The organism is Bacillus sp. UMB0893, from assembly GCF_002858905.1.
In the GTDB taxonomy this organism is placed as follows: Bacteria; Bacillota; Bacilli; order Bacillales; family Bacillaceae; genus Bacillus_P.
Genome location: NZ_PKLB01000006.1, coordinates 251,208 through 266,648 on the forward strand (window position 1 = coordinate 251,208; position 15,441 = coordinate 266,648).

The window sequence follows — 15,441 nt, forward strand, 5'->3', positions numbered from 1 at the left end:
AATTTTTCATTAAAAAAAGCAATCCTGAATGCGGATTGCTTATACAAACGTATTCCAAATGTAAACTAAAAATAAAAAACCCATAATCAAAATAACCAGTGTTATTGAAATGGAAAGAAGGAGAACAAGATTAAAGGGCGCTTTATATGTCTGTGTATTAATCTGCACCATTTTTTTCTTATATTCCATAGTTGAAAAAAGGACAGTGAGAATCCCGAGTATAAATGCGATCGCCCCAATTAAAATAGCAGTTTGATCAGCAAGCAGACTAATCTTCTCTTGAATTGTGAAATGTAAATTCACCACCACAAACCCAATTCCAACAAGTGAAATCGCAGTTCTGATCCAGGCTAAGTAGGTTCTTTCATTAGCCAGATGCTGCTGAATATACTTGGAATCAACTGTCGGTTGATGTCCTGATTCTTTCATACACTTTGGATCCTTTCTTTTTTCTTTAGTTTATCACATAAAAAAACAAGAGTGCGCCCGCTTCAATTTAAAGGTTTTTTTCAGAAAGTGCGGAAGTGAAGAAGGTAATAAAGAGTGAAATCCCGAAATTATTACTATATTGATTATTCAATTTATTTTAATACCTATTTATTTATAATAATTATAAAATAGTATTGATTTTTTACTGAGAGATGTTATCATTGTAAATGGGTTAAAAATTATTAAACTATGAGGTGATTCGTTTTATGATTAATGATAAAAAAAATCTTACAACCAGTTGGGGTGCACCAGTTGGGGATAACCAAAATTCAATAACAGCCGGTTCTCGCGGTCCAACATTAATTCAGGATGTCCACCTTTTAGAAAAACTTGCTCATTTCAACAGAGAACGTGTGCCTGAGCGCGTCGTTCATGCTAAAGGTGCAGGAGCACACGGTTATTTTGAAGTAACAAATGACCTTACACAATATACAAAAGCTAACTTTTTATCAGAAGTAGGCAAACGTACACCGATGTTCGTTCGTTTCTCAACAGTAGCTGGAGAAAACGGCTCTTCTGATACGGTTCGCGACCCGCGCGGTTTTGCATTGAAGTTCTATACAGAAGAAGGAAACTATGACTTAGTCGGAAACAACACACCTGTTTTCTTCATTCGCGATGCGATTAAATTCCCTGATTTCATTCATACTCAAAAGCGTCATCCACAAACACATTTGAAAAATCCTGATGCAGTTTGGGATTTCTGGTCACTATCACCTGAATCACTTCACCAAGTTACTATTTTAATGTCTGACCGCGGAATTCCTGCTACATTCCGTCATATGCATGGATTCGGAAGTCATACATTCAAATGGACAAACGCTGAAGGCGATGGCGTGTGGATCAAATATCACTTCAAAACAGAACAAGGCGTTAAAAACCTGGCTCCTGAAGTGGCTGCAAAAATTGCTGGAGAAAACCCAGACTACCATACAGAAGACCTATTTAATGCAATTGAGAAAGGCGATTTCCCTGCATGGAAAATGTATGTACAAATTATGCCTTTAGAAGATGCCGACACATATCGCTTTGATCCATTCGATGTTACAAAAGTATGGTCTCAAAAAGACTATCCGTTAATCGAGGTTGGCCGAATGGTACTCGACCGTAATCCGGAAAACTATTTTGCGGAAGTCGAGCAGGCAACATTCTCACCTGGAACACTCGTACCTGGAATCGACGTATCTCCAGACAAAATGCTTCAAGGCCGTTTATTTGCCTACCATGATGCAGCCCGTTACCGTGTAGGTGCGAACCATCAGGCATTGCCAATTAACCGTGCGAAAAATGAAGTAAACAACTACCAGCGCGACGGTCAAATGCGCTTTGACAACAACGGCGGCGGCTCTGTATACTACGAGCCAAACAGCTACGGCGGCCCAGCAGAATCAGCTGAAAACAAACAGGCTGCTTACCCTGTTCAAGGTGTGGCTGACAGCGTTTCTTACGATCATAACGATCACTACACTCAGCCTGGAGATCTTTATCGCTTACTAAGTGAAGAAGAACGCGCTCGTCTTGTACAAAACTACGTTGAAGCCATAACTCCTGTTACAAAAGAAGAAATCAAACTGCGCCAAATTGCGCATCTGTATAAAGCTGATCCAGAGTTTGGACAGCGTGTTGCTGAGGGACTAGGCTTACCGGTTCCGCAAAAAGCTTAATTTTATTTTGAAGCAAATGTTTTACAATTCGTTCTCCATTTTATTCTCATTTTGCACCCGCTATTGCGGGTGCTTTTTTTGGAGGTTTGAGAGATTGTAGAATCGGTCTTTTGTATTTCCTAAATGAGTTAAATTCAGTGAAGCGAGTATTTTTTTTGATATATTACTAGATTCTAGATTCAGGAACTCTCTCATTTTTTTATTTGTTATTGATGTCTCAAAAAGCAAGCTGTAATCAATTAATGATTGAATATGGGCGTCTTTAGAAATAAAGTGACATTCTGAACATTTCCATTTGCCTCTTATTCGATACATGCTTATCAGCGAACATTTTGCACATTTTACTCCTCTTAATAGTTCATTCTTCGAAATCTTCAGATTCTCTAAAACATCAATTTCTAAAGGTGTGTCACCTTCCAAAATATTCTCAGAAATTTTTTCCAGTTGTTTTGTACTTATTAATTCTTTTTGATGATTCCTATTAAATGAATCAATTTTTAATGGAAGCTTTGTACTTAGGAGCACTTTTTGATAAATGTTTTCATTCTGAGGATTAGTTTGGAGAATTGCACGAGAGGTACTAATGACAACAAGTGATTCTATTGGAATATATTTTTTGATATGTCTTCCCAACCATTTCTTAAATTGAAGACTTTGGCGTTCTACTTGTAAAATTGGATCAGGAAAGGGTTCTTCTTTCTCATCAAGGGTACGAATAAGCTGGTTAAAATCCGAATCAAAATACAGCTTTCCCATAATATTCTTCACTTCTAAAATGACAATAAATGCTTTGACAGGATAAGAGTATCAATTTGAAAATAGTGAGAACCATCAAATAGTCGTATATCATAAAAAATGTAATAGTCTTTCTCATTCAAATAACTTAAATGAAAGTCAATTGCCTTTTCTCCTCTATCTCCAGCCATCCTTTTGGCTAAATTTTCTTCGACCCGCTTTCTTTTAGAATGTGAAGCTGGCAGTCTTCTTAATAAAGCTTCTAATTTTTGAATATATACTGACGCTGGATGTGCTTTTACGATCAATTGATCTCCTCCTAATTGGCCTTCTATATACTTCGGCACATAAAAACAACCTCCTTTATTTACCTCATACTTTGATTCGGCCAAAATTTAAGTTTTTCCGGCCAAAAAATGAATTTTTCCGGCCTAAGCAAAAACGGAAAGACCTCGTCAGGTCTTCCCGCTAATAAATATCTCTTCTCGAAAAAACAAAGAATGAAACAACTAAACCAGCTGCTGCCCAAATGGCGAGTACGCTCATCGAAAAACCAAGAGTCATTCCATTAATCGGCGGTGCCATTCCGCTGACATAATCGGTAAGTCTTAAGTTGACCATAAAGAAGTACTTCGCTGATTCCCAGGATGAGACCATGTTCGCCAAGATCGCTCCTGAAATCAAAGCTGCAAGCATTACTCCCATGACGGATGCGGTGCTTCTCATCAGCACAGACAGCGTGAATGTTAACGTCCCAATGACAAGTGCGACGAACCAGACTAAGCCAAACTCCATTAATACATATTGCCACTGTTCAACTAAGCGAACCTGATCGGTAATCAGCTCTTCTCCCTGCACCGTAAACCCGGTTAAAATCGGCATTGTCCACCCGCCATAGCCAAAGATGGTGCCAGAAATGAGATACGATAGCACTCCGACCGACAAAACGATGAATGAAACAGAGAGGATTAACGTAATATATTTGCTTAGAAGAATCCTCCACCTTTTAACCGGCCTTGTCAGGAGCAGCTTGATTGTACCCCTGTTGGCTTCAGAGGATACGAGGTCTGCTGCAACGACCATGACCATCAGCGGAAGTAAGAGATTAATTGAATTTTCAACAAACATTCGCATAAAGGTTGGGGCCCCTGGGGCACTTGGATTAATGTCGTTGTCGAGGTAATACTGCTGCTGTTCCATTCGAATTTGCAGGAATTTTTTCCACTCAGCTGAAATTCCGCTTGAGCTTAACCGGTTTTGGCCATTAATAATTTCCTGCTGCAGCTGTGTTCGCCAGTCACTTGTACCCAACTCTTCCTGCAGCGTTTTTGCCTCTCTCATTTGTGCATATGTAAAAAGAGCTACAAGGACAGCAACAATTGCAATAATAATAAAAAGACGCTTTTTCCGGACAATTTTAATCATTTCATTATAGACAAGGTTAATCAATGGTCTCACCCTCAGTTAGCTCGATAAATAAATCTTCAAGTGTAGGCAGCTTTGTTTGAATTTCTTTCACCTTTACCCCTGCCTTCACTAGCTTTTCATTCCATAAAGGGATTTTTTCTTCTTCATTATAAGTAATAAGCCTGCCAGCAGCTTCATCCACAAGTGTTGTTTCTGCTTCTAAAATGGCTCTCCCTTTTTCAAGCGGATCCAGTTTCCAAATGACCCGTTCTTTTTCAGAAAGAAGATGTTCAACAGTGTCGACTTTAAGAATCTCTCCCTTAGAAATAATGGCGACTCTGTCACACATTAACTGAATTTCACTGAGCAGATGTGAGGAAACGAGCACACTAAGTCCTTCTTTTTCAGCTAAGAAACGGATAAATTCGCGCATCTCTCTTATTCCTACAGGATCAAGACCATTTGTCGGCTCATCCAAAATCAGTACTTTAGGCCTTCCTATTAAAGCTTGTGCAATCCCCAGACGCTGGCGCATTCCCAAGGAGTATGTGCTGACCCGATCCCCAATTCGATTTTGCAGACCAACAAGTTCTACTACCTCATCAATTCGTTCCTTTGGAATACCCGGCACCATTCTCCAGAAATAATGAAGATTCTCAAGTCCGCTCAAGTAAGGGTAAAGCTCGGGATTTTCTACAATACAGCCGATGTTCGCAATAGCCTTTGAAAAATCAGATTTCAGGTCATGACCGCAAATCGAAATTTTGCCTGATGTTGGTTTAATCAGGCCGACCAGCATTCGGATTGTTGTCGTTTTACCTGCGCCGTTTGGACCTAGAAAACCAAACACTTCTCCCCGCTGGAGCTGAAACGAGATGTCCTTGATAATCTCTTTTTTCCGAATCGACTTTCGCAAATTTTCTACTATTAATGTTCCTTGTATATTAGTCATCCTGATTCCCCTCCTCACTAAACACGATCAAAGATGACAAACGCTCTCCAATAAGCTTATAGCCTTCTGAATTCGGATGAAACTTATCGCTGAATAAATAATTGTTTACATTCTGCTCAAACAAATCAAAGACAGGAACCATAATGACCTTTGGATATCCCGCAGCTATTTCTGCTGATTCGAAATTCCACTGACGAACAATAGCAGAAGTCGTTTTTGCATCATCAAGGTCGTTGAACGGATTATAGAGGCCGACATGATAAATCATTGCTTCCGGATTTGCATTCCGGATTTCTTGAATGATTTTATCTAAGTTCTCTAAGTATCTTGCTTTAACTTGATCGTTTTCAGCAGATGACAAATTCTCCAGTGCTCGGCCGCCCTGAAATAAGTCATTTCCCCCGATGGTCATTACAACTGCGTCCGCGGTGCTGACCTGTCTCTTAATCTCAGGCTTCTGAAGCTGTTCGACTACCTGTTCTGAGACTTGTCCTTTAATTGCTAAATTAGAAAGCCTGATATCCTGTTTTGTTTTTCCCTTAAGATCATCCATTAAATAACCCACATAACCTTTACCTGATTGGTCACCTGTTCCCCGCGTCAATGAATCTCCAAGGGCTATAATTTGATAGTCTCCTGAATCATTTACTTCAGCTATATCAGATGTGTCTGATTTAATGGCACTATCAGACTTGCTGAAAAAATAATTATTAATCGTCCATGCTAAGCCAAAAACCCATAAAACAGTCGCTAAAACGGAAAGGATGGCAATAAACTTCGCTGTATTTATTTTCAAACGATCACCTTTTCAATTCATAATAAAAACTAGTTACCCATCAATTTACAGGAAATCAAAACCAATAAGCAACTATGAATGCTTCTATTTTCAGATTAAGAACGCCTGCGTTCAATCAATCGCCATATTTTGCTATAAAAAGACTTGCCTATATAAGCAAGTCTTTTAGATAAGCCACTATTTTTGACCCATAAAATTCATTTTCAGCCATCTTCTTTCCTTCATAGAAGTGTAAAAATAGGCGAAAGCTGAAAGTCCTGCAACTCCAGCTGAGATATAAAGAAGGCTCTCGTTTTGCACATGCATGGATGAAAAGGATCCTGCCATACCAAGCAGTCCAAAATATATCGTGAATTTCTTTTGATTTTCAAATATGGCGAATTCAAACTCTCTTCGCTGCTGATGTTCCTTTGATGGCTGGAACGAATTAAGCAGTTTAGGCACTGCATGAAAGATGGGCTGGGAATAAAGCCAATTTATCAGCAGCTTCCACTTATTCGTGTCACTGCTCTTCAGCCAATGAAGAAAAGCGGGCTTAATCACTTCAAGTGTTTCCTTTTCTGGACATATTGTGTGAATCATCCCTTCAATGGTCACAAAGGAACGGCCCAAAAAAACAAAACGGGTAGGGACCTGGACGGGAAGCGCCTTTACCATATCGTTCATTTCTTTTTTTAACGCAATCATATCAAGCTGCTTCAATTGTGAAAGATTAAGTGATAACGCTTCTTCAAGCACCTTTTCAATGATTCCTGGATTTGCCTGCGGCAATATGAACTCCAATTCTGCAAGAACATCCGCTGCTTTTTTATCATTTTTCATTAACACCGCTTCCAGCAATTCCTGAAAATGCTTTGCATCTTTCTTCGTAATCTCCCCTATCATTCCAAAGTCCAGAAGAACAATTGTCCCATCCTCCTGCAGAAGCACATTTCCCGCGTGTGGATCTGCATGAAAGATTCCAGATTCCAGCCACTGCGGTAAAAAAATCCGAAATAGATTTTCAGCCAGTTCCGATTGATCAATGTGATGCTCTTTAATAAACTCAACATTCGTTATCCTAACACCATCAACCCATTCCATCACTAAAACTTCAGGGGTGCTCAATTCCTCATAGATATATGGAATCTTCAGCTTTTCAAAGCTTTTAAAACGTTCCCGAAAGCGTTTCGCTGAATCCTTTTCTATCATAAAATCCAATTCTCTTCCTATCACATGCTTGAGCTCTTTATACAGCAGCCTAAAGTCAATAAAACCTTTAGGTACAGGGGCTAGGTAATGGGCAAACCAGATAATGATTGAGAGTGAACGTAAATCAACTTTTACAATCGATCTTATCGTTGGGCGCATCACTTTTATGGCTACATCTGTCCCATCTTTTAACTTTCCGCGAAAAACCTCTCCAATAGATGCCGATGCCACTGCCTTTGGATCAATAAGTTGAAGCGTATTTTCAATCGGGCTACCCCACTCTTTTTCCATAACATTTTTCATTTCCTCCCATGACGATGGAGGCACTTGATCAACTAAATCCTGAATTTGTTTAATAAAACCTTTCGGGAGGAGGTCAGCACGAATGCTTAGAAGCTGGCCCACCTTAATCAGCAAACCTTCCAATTCAAATAGAGTTTGACGAAAACGACAGCCAATATTTTCCCATAACTTCTCCCATTCTGACTCTGGTTTTCTTAAAATTCGATACCAATAAACTTGAATCAATACTGAAAATGCCAAGGAAAGAACCTTCCACATGCGATACCACTTGCGCTGATTCTTCATATTAATCCTCCCCCCTAGTCTCTGATCAAATATTGACCTGCCATATCAATCATCATCTTCATCATCCGATCGTACTCAGGTCCAATTTCCTGCTTTTGCAAGGCAAGTATAAACATACTTTTCAGAAATGCCGCCACTGTCTCCTGATCAAAATCCCGCAAATAACCCTCGTCTTTCCACGACTTCACGAAAGCACTCAATTCCCGATCATCATTTTTTGAATGAGCCTCCAACATTTCCTTGGGCAAGGTTCGAAGCAAATGATTCATTTCCTCCGAATTCATTTTTCCCATTAAAGGATTTTCTTCAATAAAACTGAGAACTCTGTGCATCTTTGATTGAAAGCTCTCCCTTGGTGTAAGGCCCGGAACAAGAAATTCACTGAAAAATGCTGTACGCATATCATTTTCAAGCCCCTCCAGAATTTCAAAAAACAACGCTTCTTTCGAAGGATAAAATTTATAAAAAGCTCCTTTTGAAATACCAGCAGCAATTGTCAAATCTTCAACATTTGTTTTACGGATCCCGTGATTGGCAAGCAATTCTTTCCCTTTTTTAATTAGAGTTTGCCTAATTCTCTGTTTTTCCTCATCAGTAAACGCTCGTGGCATTTCTTCACTCCCTTTTGAAATCTGTGTGACTATATTGTTTATATAGTCACAGAATAACTTATTTCATTATTAAAATCCAGTTTTTTCATAATATAAAAAAGCCTGCTCAGATGAACAGACTCTTCCTTCCGAATTCTATTTAGTTATTAATATATTTTTCGAACACTTCGCCGAAATCTTTAATGTGGTATTGCTCACGGACAGACGTCATCCATGTAAAGCCAAAGTCAGTCAAATCTCTGTATGTATCTGCTAACTTGCTATCATCTGTTCTTGAGTTCTGAAGTACATTTACAGCTTTATCAAGACTTTGTGATGCCATATCGATGTAGATGGCATTTTCGTGCGTTGTTTCAGCAATGCGAAGAAGAGATTTATAGAGATCTTTTAACTGTTCAATCTGATCTTTTCTTACATCAATGTCGAACGTTTGATTGCCTAGGCTGAATTTAATTTCAACATCCATATCGATTTTACCGGCTGTTTCAAGCATAACGTTTGAAAATTTATATTGTGCATACGTATAGCGCTTGAGCGTTCTTTTAGAAGAAACGGCATTTGCACCATCTACATGGATAAAAGCCAAATTTGTAAAGCAGTATTCGTCAGCCTTTGTCTTGATTAAAAAGTAAATCTTTTCATTATCCTCGTGCATCACATAATCATCAGCATCTGTTTTGTCATAATCAGCCGGACTGATAATCGTCCCAATATCAGATAAACCTAATGCGTCAGAAGCAAATTTCTTAAACATAGCTTTTCACCCTTTCTCATATGTATTGCATCTCCCTAATTTTAACAGGAGGGCTCACCGATTAAAACTACTTAATAACTGATAACTACAAAATACCTAATAATTTATTAAATTTTTGATAATGAGTTAAAAATAGGTAAAAAGAAACCGATACTTTAGTTGTGCAAATTATTCTTAATAAGAAGGGACATTTCATGATTCTTAAAAAAACAGCTATAATGGTTGCTATGTTACTTTTAACTTTTCTGGGACTTTCAAATTCAATTGGTGCAGATAATCAGATATTAAACGTAAAGGATTTTGGAGCAGCAGGCGATGGTGTGACGGATGACACGTCTGCTATTAAAAAAGCTTTGTATAAAGGGAAAAATAAAAAGATCTTTTTCCCGGAAGGTACGTATTCTGTTTCTGACACACTTACTATAAAAGGAAATACAGATGTCTATGGATCGAAAGCTATTATTAAAGCCAATAAGGAAGGATATACACTTCTAAGAGCTTACGGTGAAAACATTACCATCAGGGATCTCGCCTTTGATGGCAGCGGCTTTGTATTACGCGGATTAACCGTAATGAACGGAAGCAAAAACGTGAGTATTCATTCAGCAGAATTCAAGCATTTTGGCCAGCCATCATCTAAGCCTTATTCGCACTCTACCCCCATTGGCATTCGGATAGAAGGCGGTGTAGAAAACGTGATGATGGATGAATTGATTATTGAAGATGTTTTCGCAAAAAATATTTCATCACATGTTGGCTGGAATCATAAAGTTGCACGCGGAATTTTAATCAGCCCTGCTCTTGAAACGCAGGCGGGCAGCAAGAATATCACGATTCAAAACTCATCAATTTTGAAAATTGGTCCAAAAGACGATGGAGATGGTATTGTCGTACAAGGTTTTAAAGAGAACGTCGATGTTAACATTCTAGGGAATACGTTCGAGAAAAACCATAAACGCGCCATCAAAATTCAATCACCTGGAGCCGTTATTAAAGATAACCGAATTCATAATAGCTTTATGTCAGATAATTTTTATGATACCTATAAAGAAGACAAAACCTATGATATGTGGTCTGCCATTTCTGTTTATGCCAATCATGTAACTGTTGAAAAAAATACAATTACGGGACCTGGCAGCTATTCTGCAGCCATCGATATCGCAGGCGGAAATCATGTAGCTGTAAAGAATAACTCCATTGCAAATGGGTCAGTATCTCAAAGCTCCGATTTAATTCGGATTAATAAAGGGGTCGACGGTAAAAGCCAGTTCAGAGATATAACCATTTCCAACAACTCTTTAGAAAATGGCCGATACGGAGTGAATATGGTCGCAAACGTTTCCGGACTGAACTTATCTAACAACTCTTTTTCCAATTTAAAAAGCAGGACAAGTGCCAATTTAAACGAATAAACGTGCATGACTTAATCTTCTGCATATCTTAGTAAGATGAAACACTTATGGAAAATGCAGAGTAGGTGATCACAAAATGAGCGATGAACAAAAAGCTGTGTTTGGTTCATGGATTCAGGCCATAGGTACGATTACAGCTGCTGTAGGAAGCACGCCATCCAACGTACTAACAGATCAACAGCTTGAAAACTTGAATTTAATTGGGAATGTTCTGCAAGCGACAGGAAATGCAATCCTGGCAGATATGGAAGACTCTCTCACCCTGAACAAAATCGGAAATATGCTGCAGGCAATCGGAAATTCTACCGTTGTAACCAGTATCATCATTGATTTTAATGAAAGGACAAAGCAGCTTTTAGAAATACAAGGAAATTTGCTTCAAGCGACAGGCGGCGGAGTGGCTCTCGCAGATGCATATGAACAGGAAAAGTCTATCGAACAGATGTACAGCATCTATGGCAACCTGCTTCAAGTCATCGGAAACTCCATGCAGGCGCTAGCAGGAAGTATGGAGCTAAAAGGAGAAGATCCAGGTAATATCAATGTTGCCGGCAGCTGGATTCAGGCCATCGGGTCTGTTATTTCTGCTATTGGGGAGACGAAATACAGCTAAAAAAGCAGGGAATTCTATTTTAGAAATCCCTGCTTTTTTTGTTGCAAAATATCCATCCAAGATAAACCTAATGAACGTTACACATATTTATTTAAAGGCTCTTTTCGTAAAGTTTGTTGCTTATAGAAAAATGGTTAAAAACTTTAGTGGATTGGAGCGGAAGGCACTTGACTCCTGTGGGAAATAGAGGGAAATGGGAGACCCCACAGGCATAGCCTGGGAGGCTCCCATCCCTCACAGCGGAAAGCAAGTGCCTGAAGCGGAAATCCACGGGACAATCAATGCGAAAACAGCCTTTTTTAAAGAGAAACCTTCTCCAACTTCTTTAAATCCAACTCTTGCTCATGCATCAAATCTCTTTTTTTCATGTGATGCTTAGCTACAAAATAATAATATAGGGTGCACCAGATAAGAAAAGGAATTCCGCAATACAGAGCCATTCTTTGGTCTGGAATAAATGCAAGGCTAACCATGACAAAAACGTTTGCGAATAATGCAGCTAATGGAACAAAAGGATATAATGGCGTCTTAAATTTTAAATCCTTTATATTTCCCCCTTTTTTCAAGAAGTCTCTTCTTCCTAAAAAATTGGAAAGAGCGATGGAAGACCATACGAATACTGCACCAAAACCTGCGATGGAAAGAAGCCATAAGTAGACTGTGCCTTCCGCGTAAAAACCGGACGATAAACATAGGCAGCCTACAACCAGGCTCGCAATAAGTGCGTTGATTGGAACACCTCTTTTATTTAGCTTTCCAAATTTCTCATTGATCATGCCTTGTTTTGACATGGACCAAAGCATACGCGATGTTGCGTATAAACCAGAGTTTGCGACAGATAATACAGCCGTAATAATAACGAAGTTTATAATATCTGCAGCATACGGAATCCCAATTTTATCAAATACAACAACAAACGGACTTTCTACCAATCCTGCTTGCTGCCACGGAAACAATCCTGCAAGAACAAAAATAGAAAGGATAAAAAAGATTAAAATACGCCAAGCCGTGTTATTAATTGCTTTAGGAATTGTTTTTTCAGGATTTTCACTTTCACCTGCAGCGATTCCTACAAGTTCTGTTCCCTGAAAGGAAAAGTTAACACCAATCATTGTAACTAAGATAGCGGTAATACCATGTGGAAATAGACCTCCATTATCTGTAAAGTTACTGAAAAAAGGAGCTTGCTCACCGCCGCTCATATCCAAAAAGCCAAACATAGCTGCTCCGCCTAAGAGAATAAATGCAATAATTGTAATGACTTTAATGCTTGAAAACCAAAACTCTACCTCTGCAAAACTTCTTGTGGACAAAGCATTAATACCAAAAAGAAGAAGGGCAAATAGTATACACCAAACCCAGGATGATACATCAGGAAACCAGCGTTTCATTAAAATACTGACTGTCAGCAATTCCAAACCGATTGTAACAGACCAGTTTAGCCACGACATCCACCCTACCACGTAGCCTGCTCCCGGTGAAATAAATTTTGTTGCATATGTTTGATAAGATCCGACATTTGGTAATGCAACTGCTAGTTCACCAAGACAAAGCATAGTCAAATACATGACAATGCCTCCAACAAGATAGGCGGCAATTGCCCCGCCCGGTCCCGCCTGGCTAATAGTATATCCCGAGCTTAGAAATAATCCTGTTCCAATTACCCCGCCTAGCGCAATCATAAATATATGCCTGTCTTTTAGTTCCTTTTTTAATTCTTGGCCATTTTCTAACATGGAATCCCCCTTGAATATATTTCTCCCTATTTATGTAAGCGTTAACATTTCCTTATAAAACATATAGAAACATTTAACGCTTTCCCATTTTATCATTATTTATATTATATGAAAATTTATTTTTTTCGAAAAATATATCATTGGAAAAGAAAATAGTTTGAAAGACATGTTTGTATCTTTCCTTTTTAACTTCCTGAATTGGACTCTAGTCTTACAACTGATTTTCACGATACAAAATTCTCTGGCTAACCTTGATATCTTTCTAAATGGTGAAGAGAGGTAGTGAAAAGTTCGTTACCTTTTTTTAAACGTTATGATAGAAATGATTTACGACCTATCTATAAGCCCGATATTAATTAATTCACAAATTCCTGGTTGTGAAATTGTGTATTTTTATGTTAATAATAGGTTATCCATTACAAAAGCGGGTGAAAAGGTTGTTAGCTCATGATCGTCATCAAAATATTATGGAATATTTACGAAATAATAAATCATTAAAGGTCTCTTCGATCACGAAACTGTTCGGAGTATCTACTGAAACAGTACGCAGGGATTTAGAACATCTCGAGAAAGAAGGCTATTTACGAAGGGTAAGGGGAGGCGCGGTTTTAGACAATGTGAACAGTCAAGAAGTTAATTTCACATTAAGGGAAGCCAAAAATATTCAGGAAAAGAAGGAAATAGCAAAAATTGCTGTACAATATGTTACGGAAGGTCAATCCATTGCTTTGGATGTCAGTACAACAAATACTGAATTTGCGAAGGAATTAAAACAGAGGTTTCAAAGACTTACCGTTATCACAAATTCCTTAATCATTGCTAATGAACTTTCAGAAATGCCTCAATATACAATTTTGATGCCCGGAGGTGTACTTCGAAATGAAGAATTATGCCTGGTAGGTCATTTAGCAGAGGAATTTTTTAAGGGGTTTCACATTGATACATTTTTTATGAGTGTAAGTGGTATTTCTTTGACTGAAGGACTTACAGATTATGGGTTGGGAGAATACCAAGTGAAAATGAGTATGCTTGAAAATTCTCAAAATGTCATTGTGCTGGCTGATAGCAGCAAGTTCGATGTTGCATCTTTGTTGAAAGTTTGTCATTTTGACAGGATCGAGCGCATTATTTCTGATTCCAAACTTTCAGAAAAGATACTGCAGAAATACAAAAACGAAGGTATCGAAATTGCAAATATGTCTATGATTGAGGAAAAGTGACCGTCCACTTTTCCTTTTTTTATTTGCCCTTTTCGTATATATTGTTACCCAAAGCGTCCATAAAGTCATGACAGGCCGTGTTTTTCCTAATCCGCAAAATACCTCATTCCCCTCTAACTTCAATAAAACCACGCATTTCTTTGATGAATAGATCGTTAATCCATGGAGTGTAAATAAATAACATTTAATAGTGAAATAGCATAAATGTGTCTATGTGTGTTAATTAACAAAGATTCAACAATAATTTACACAATTATTAAATTAAATCAATAATCACCGAGTATTATTTATTGATGAAAGAGGGTTTTTGTGTAATAAAGTGTTATTTTGTGTATTTCATATAGTTCGTTACAAAAGGCTTTGGATATAAATAATTAATGGGCAAGAAAGGAATTTTCAATTTGGGGATTAAAGGAATTTTGTTTGATAAAGACGGTACACTATTACGATTTAGCGAAATATGGATTCAAATCTCTTATGAAATCATTGATGAGCTACTAATCAGCATTGAGGATAAGCGCAAGACAACATTAAAAGAGAAGCTGTGTCATTCAATAGGATTAAGAAATGGTAAAGTCGATGAAAAAGGTTATTTAGCTTGGGGAACTTCTAAAGATATTGCCGAGGCCTTTAATAAAGTACTGCCAAAAGAAATGCCGCATATGCATCAGTGGCTGTCTGAGCGTTTGTTGGCAAAGACGAAAGAGCATATAGATAAAATTAAACCTGTTTGCGACCTGTCTCTGCTTTTTTCTTCCTTAAAAAATAAGGGGATCATAGCAGGGATCGCTACGGCAGATGACTATGAGAATACAAAACTTTGTTTACAGCAGTTAGGCATATTAAATGAAGTTCAATTTTTAGGAACGGCAGATTTATATAAAAAAAAGCCCTATCCTGAAGTGGTTGAAGAGTTCTGCAAAAAGTTTCATCTAGAAAAAGAAGAAGTTGTCATTGTTGGAGATACAATCATTGATATGCAGCTGGCTAAAAATAGCTGCGCTCGTTTTGGAGTAGGTGTTTTGTCAGGAGTTGGTTCTTATCAAGAACTGCATCAGCTGGCTCACTTTATCATTCCGAGTGTCGATTATCTTATAGATGGAAACGGCAGGTTCATTTGGGAGTAAAGATTATTTCATCTATATCGATACGGCAAGATCATTTATAAGATGAGAAGGAGGTGATCATCACTGGGATTAAAGGAATTATTGGATTCGTTTAAGATATTGCTTAAGCATCATTATTCAAGAAGTTTAGTTTTAACATAAGCATT

General features: G+C 38.1%; 14 protein-coding genes and 1 pseudogene. 5 read left to right on the plus strand and 10 right to left on the minus strand.

Going from position 1 to position 15,441, the window contains the following annotated elements:
- Positions 1–39: 39 nt before the first annotated feature.
- A complete protein-coding gene (locus CYJ36_RS14865) occupies positions 40–429 on the minus strand; it encodes a YidH family protein (protein WP_101568042.1) in 390 nt (129 codons plus the stop codon).
- A 266-nt stretch (positions 430–695) separates the two neighbouring features.
- Between CYJ36_RS14865 and katA the strand changes: the two genes are divergently transcribed.
- The gene (gene katA, locus CYJ36_RS14870; RefSeq protein WP_101568043.1) at positions 696–2,153 is read left to right on the plus strand and encodes a catalase KatA; all 1,458 of its coding nucleotides are present in this window, start codon (positions 696–698) and stop codon (positions 2,151–2,153) included.
- A 60-nt stretch (positions 2,154–2,213) separates the two neighbouring features.
- Here the strand turns inward: katA and CYJ36_RS14875 are convergent, their stop codons facing one another.
- From CYJ36_RS14875 to CYJ36_RS14910, 8 genes are all read right to left on the minus strand, one after another.
- Positions 2,214–2,921, minus strand: coding sequence for a nuclease-related domain-containing protein (locus tag CYJ36_RS14875; protein ID WP_219621110.1), 708 nt, complete (start codon positions 2,919–2,921; stop codon positions 2,214–2,216).
- Between the two features lie 2 nt (positions 2,922–2,923).
- Positions 2,924–3,235, minus strand: a complete 312-nt coding sequence (locus CYJ36_RS24855; RefSeq protein ID WP_101568045.1) for a nuclease-related domain-containing protein — start codon at positions 3,233–3,235, stop codon at positions 2,924–2,926.
- Positions 3,236–3,356: 121 nt separating this feature from the next.
- The gene (locus CYJ36_RS14885; RefSeq protein ID WP_101568046.1) at positions 3,357–4,337 is read right to left on the minus strand and encodes an ABC transporter permease; all 981 of its coding nucleotides are present in this window, start codon (positions 4,335–4,337) and stop codon (positions 3,357–3,359) included.
- Complete coding sequence (locus tag CYJ36_RS14890; RefSeq protein ID WP_101568047.1) at positions 4,330–5,247, minus strand: ABC transporter ATP-binding protein; 918 nt, start codon at positions 5,245–5,247, stop codon at positions 4,330–4,332. The genes CYJ36_RS14885 and CYJ36_RS14890 overlap by 8 nt, the downstream gene beginning before the upstream one ends.
- Positions 5,240–6,043 (minus strand): GDSL-type esterase/lipase family protein, encoded by an 804-nt coding sequence (locus CYJ36_RS14895; protein ID WP_101568048.1) that lies wholly within the window; start codon positions 6,041–6,043, stop codon positions 5,240–5,242. The genes CYJ36_RS14890 and CYJ36_RS14895 overlap by 8 nt, the downstream gene beginning before the upstream one ends.
- A 177-nt stretch (positions 6,044–6,220) precedes the next feature.
- On the minus strand, positions 6,221–7,822 hold the full coding sequence (locus CYJ36_RS14900) for an ABC1 kinase family protein (protein ID WP_101568049.1): 1,602 nt from the start codon (positions 7,820–7,822) through the stop codon (positions 6,221–6,223).
- Between the two features lie 14 nt (positions 7,823–7,836).
- Positions 7,837–8,433 (minus strand): TetR/AcrR family transcriptional regulator, encoded by a 597-nt coding sequence (locus CYJ36_RS14905; RefSeq protein ID WP_101568050.1) that lies wholly within the window; start codon positions 8,431–8,433, stop codon positions 7,837–7,839.
- A gap of 139 nt (positions 8,434–8,572) precedes the next feature.
- A complete protein-coding gene (locus tag CYJ36_RS14910) occupies positions 8,573–9,187 on the minus strand; it encodes a PH domain-containing protein (protein ID WP_101568051.1) in 615 nt (204 codons plus the stop codon).
- Positions 9,188–9,381: 194 nt separating this feature from the next.
- On the opposite strand from CYJ36_RS14910, the gene CYJ36_RS14915 reads away from it, so the two are divergent.
- On the plus strand, positions 9,382–10,599 hold the full coding sequence (locus tag CYJ36_RS14915; RefSeq protein WP_101568052.1) for a glycosyl hydrolase family 28-related protein: 1,218 nt from the start codon (positions 9,382–9,384) through the stop codon (positions 10,597–10,599).
- A 76-nt stretch (positions 10,600–10,675) separates the two neighbouring features.
- Positions 10,676–11,212, plus strand: coding sequence for a DUF6944 family repetitive protein (locus CYJ36_RS14920; protein WP_101568053.1), 537 nt, complete (start codon positions 10,676–10,678; stop codon positions 11,210–11,212).
- 389 nt (positions 11,213–11,601) lie between these two features.
- On the opposite strand, the pseudogene CYJ36_RS14925 reads toward CYJ36_RS14920, so the two are convergent.
- A pseudogene (locus CYJ36_RS14925) lies at positions 11,602–12,948 on the minus strand (amino acid permease); the annotation flags it as partial.
- Between the two features lie 437 nt (positions 12,949–13,385).
- On the opposite strand from CYJ36_RS14925, the gene CYJ36_RS14930 reads away from it, so the two are divergent.
- Both CYJ36_RS14930 and CYJ36_RS14935 read left to right on the plus strand, forming a co-directional pair.
- Entirely contained in the window at positions 13,386–14,168 is a 783-nt protein-coding gene (locus CYJ36_RS14930) for a DeoR/GlpR family DNA-binding transcription regulator (protein WP_101568055.1), read from the plus strand.
- 419 nt (positions 14,169–14,587) lie between these two features.
- The gene (locus CYJ36_RS14935; protein ID WP_180850347.1) at positions 14,588–15,295 is read left to right on the plus strand and encodes an HAD family hydrolase; all 708 of its coding nucleotides are present in this window, start codon (positions 14,588–14,590) and stop codon (positions 15,293–15,295) included.
- Positions 15,296–15,441: the final 146 nt, after the last annotated feature.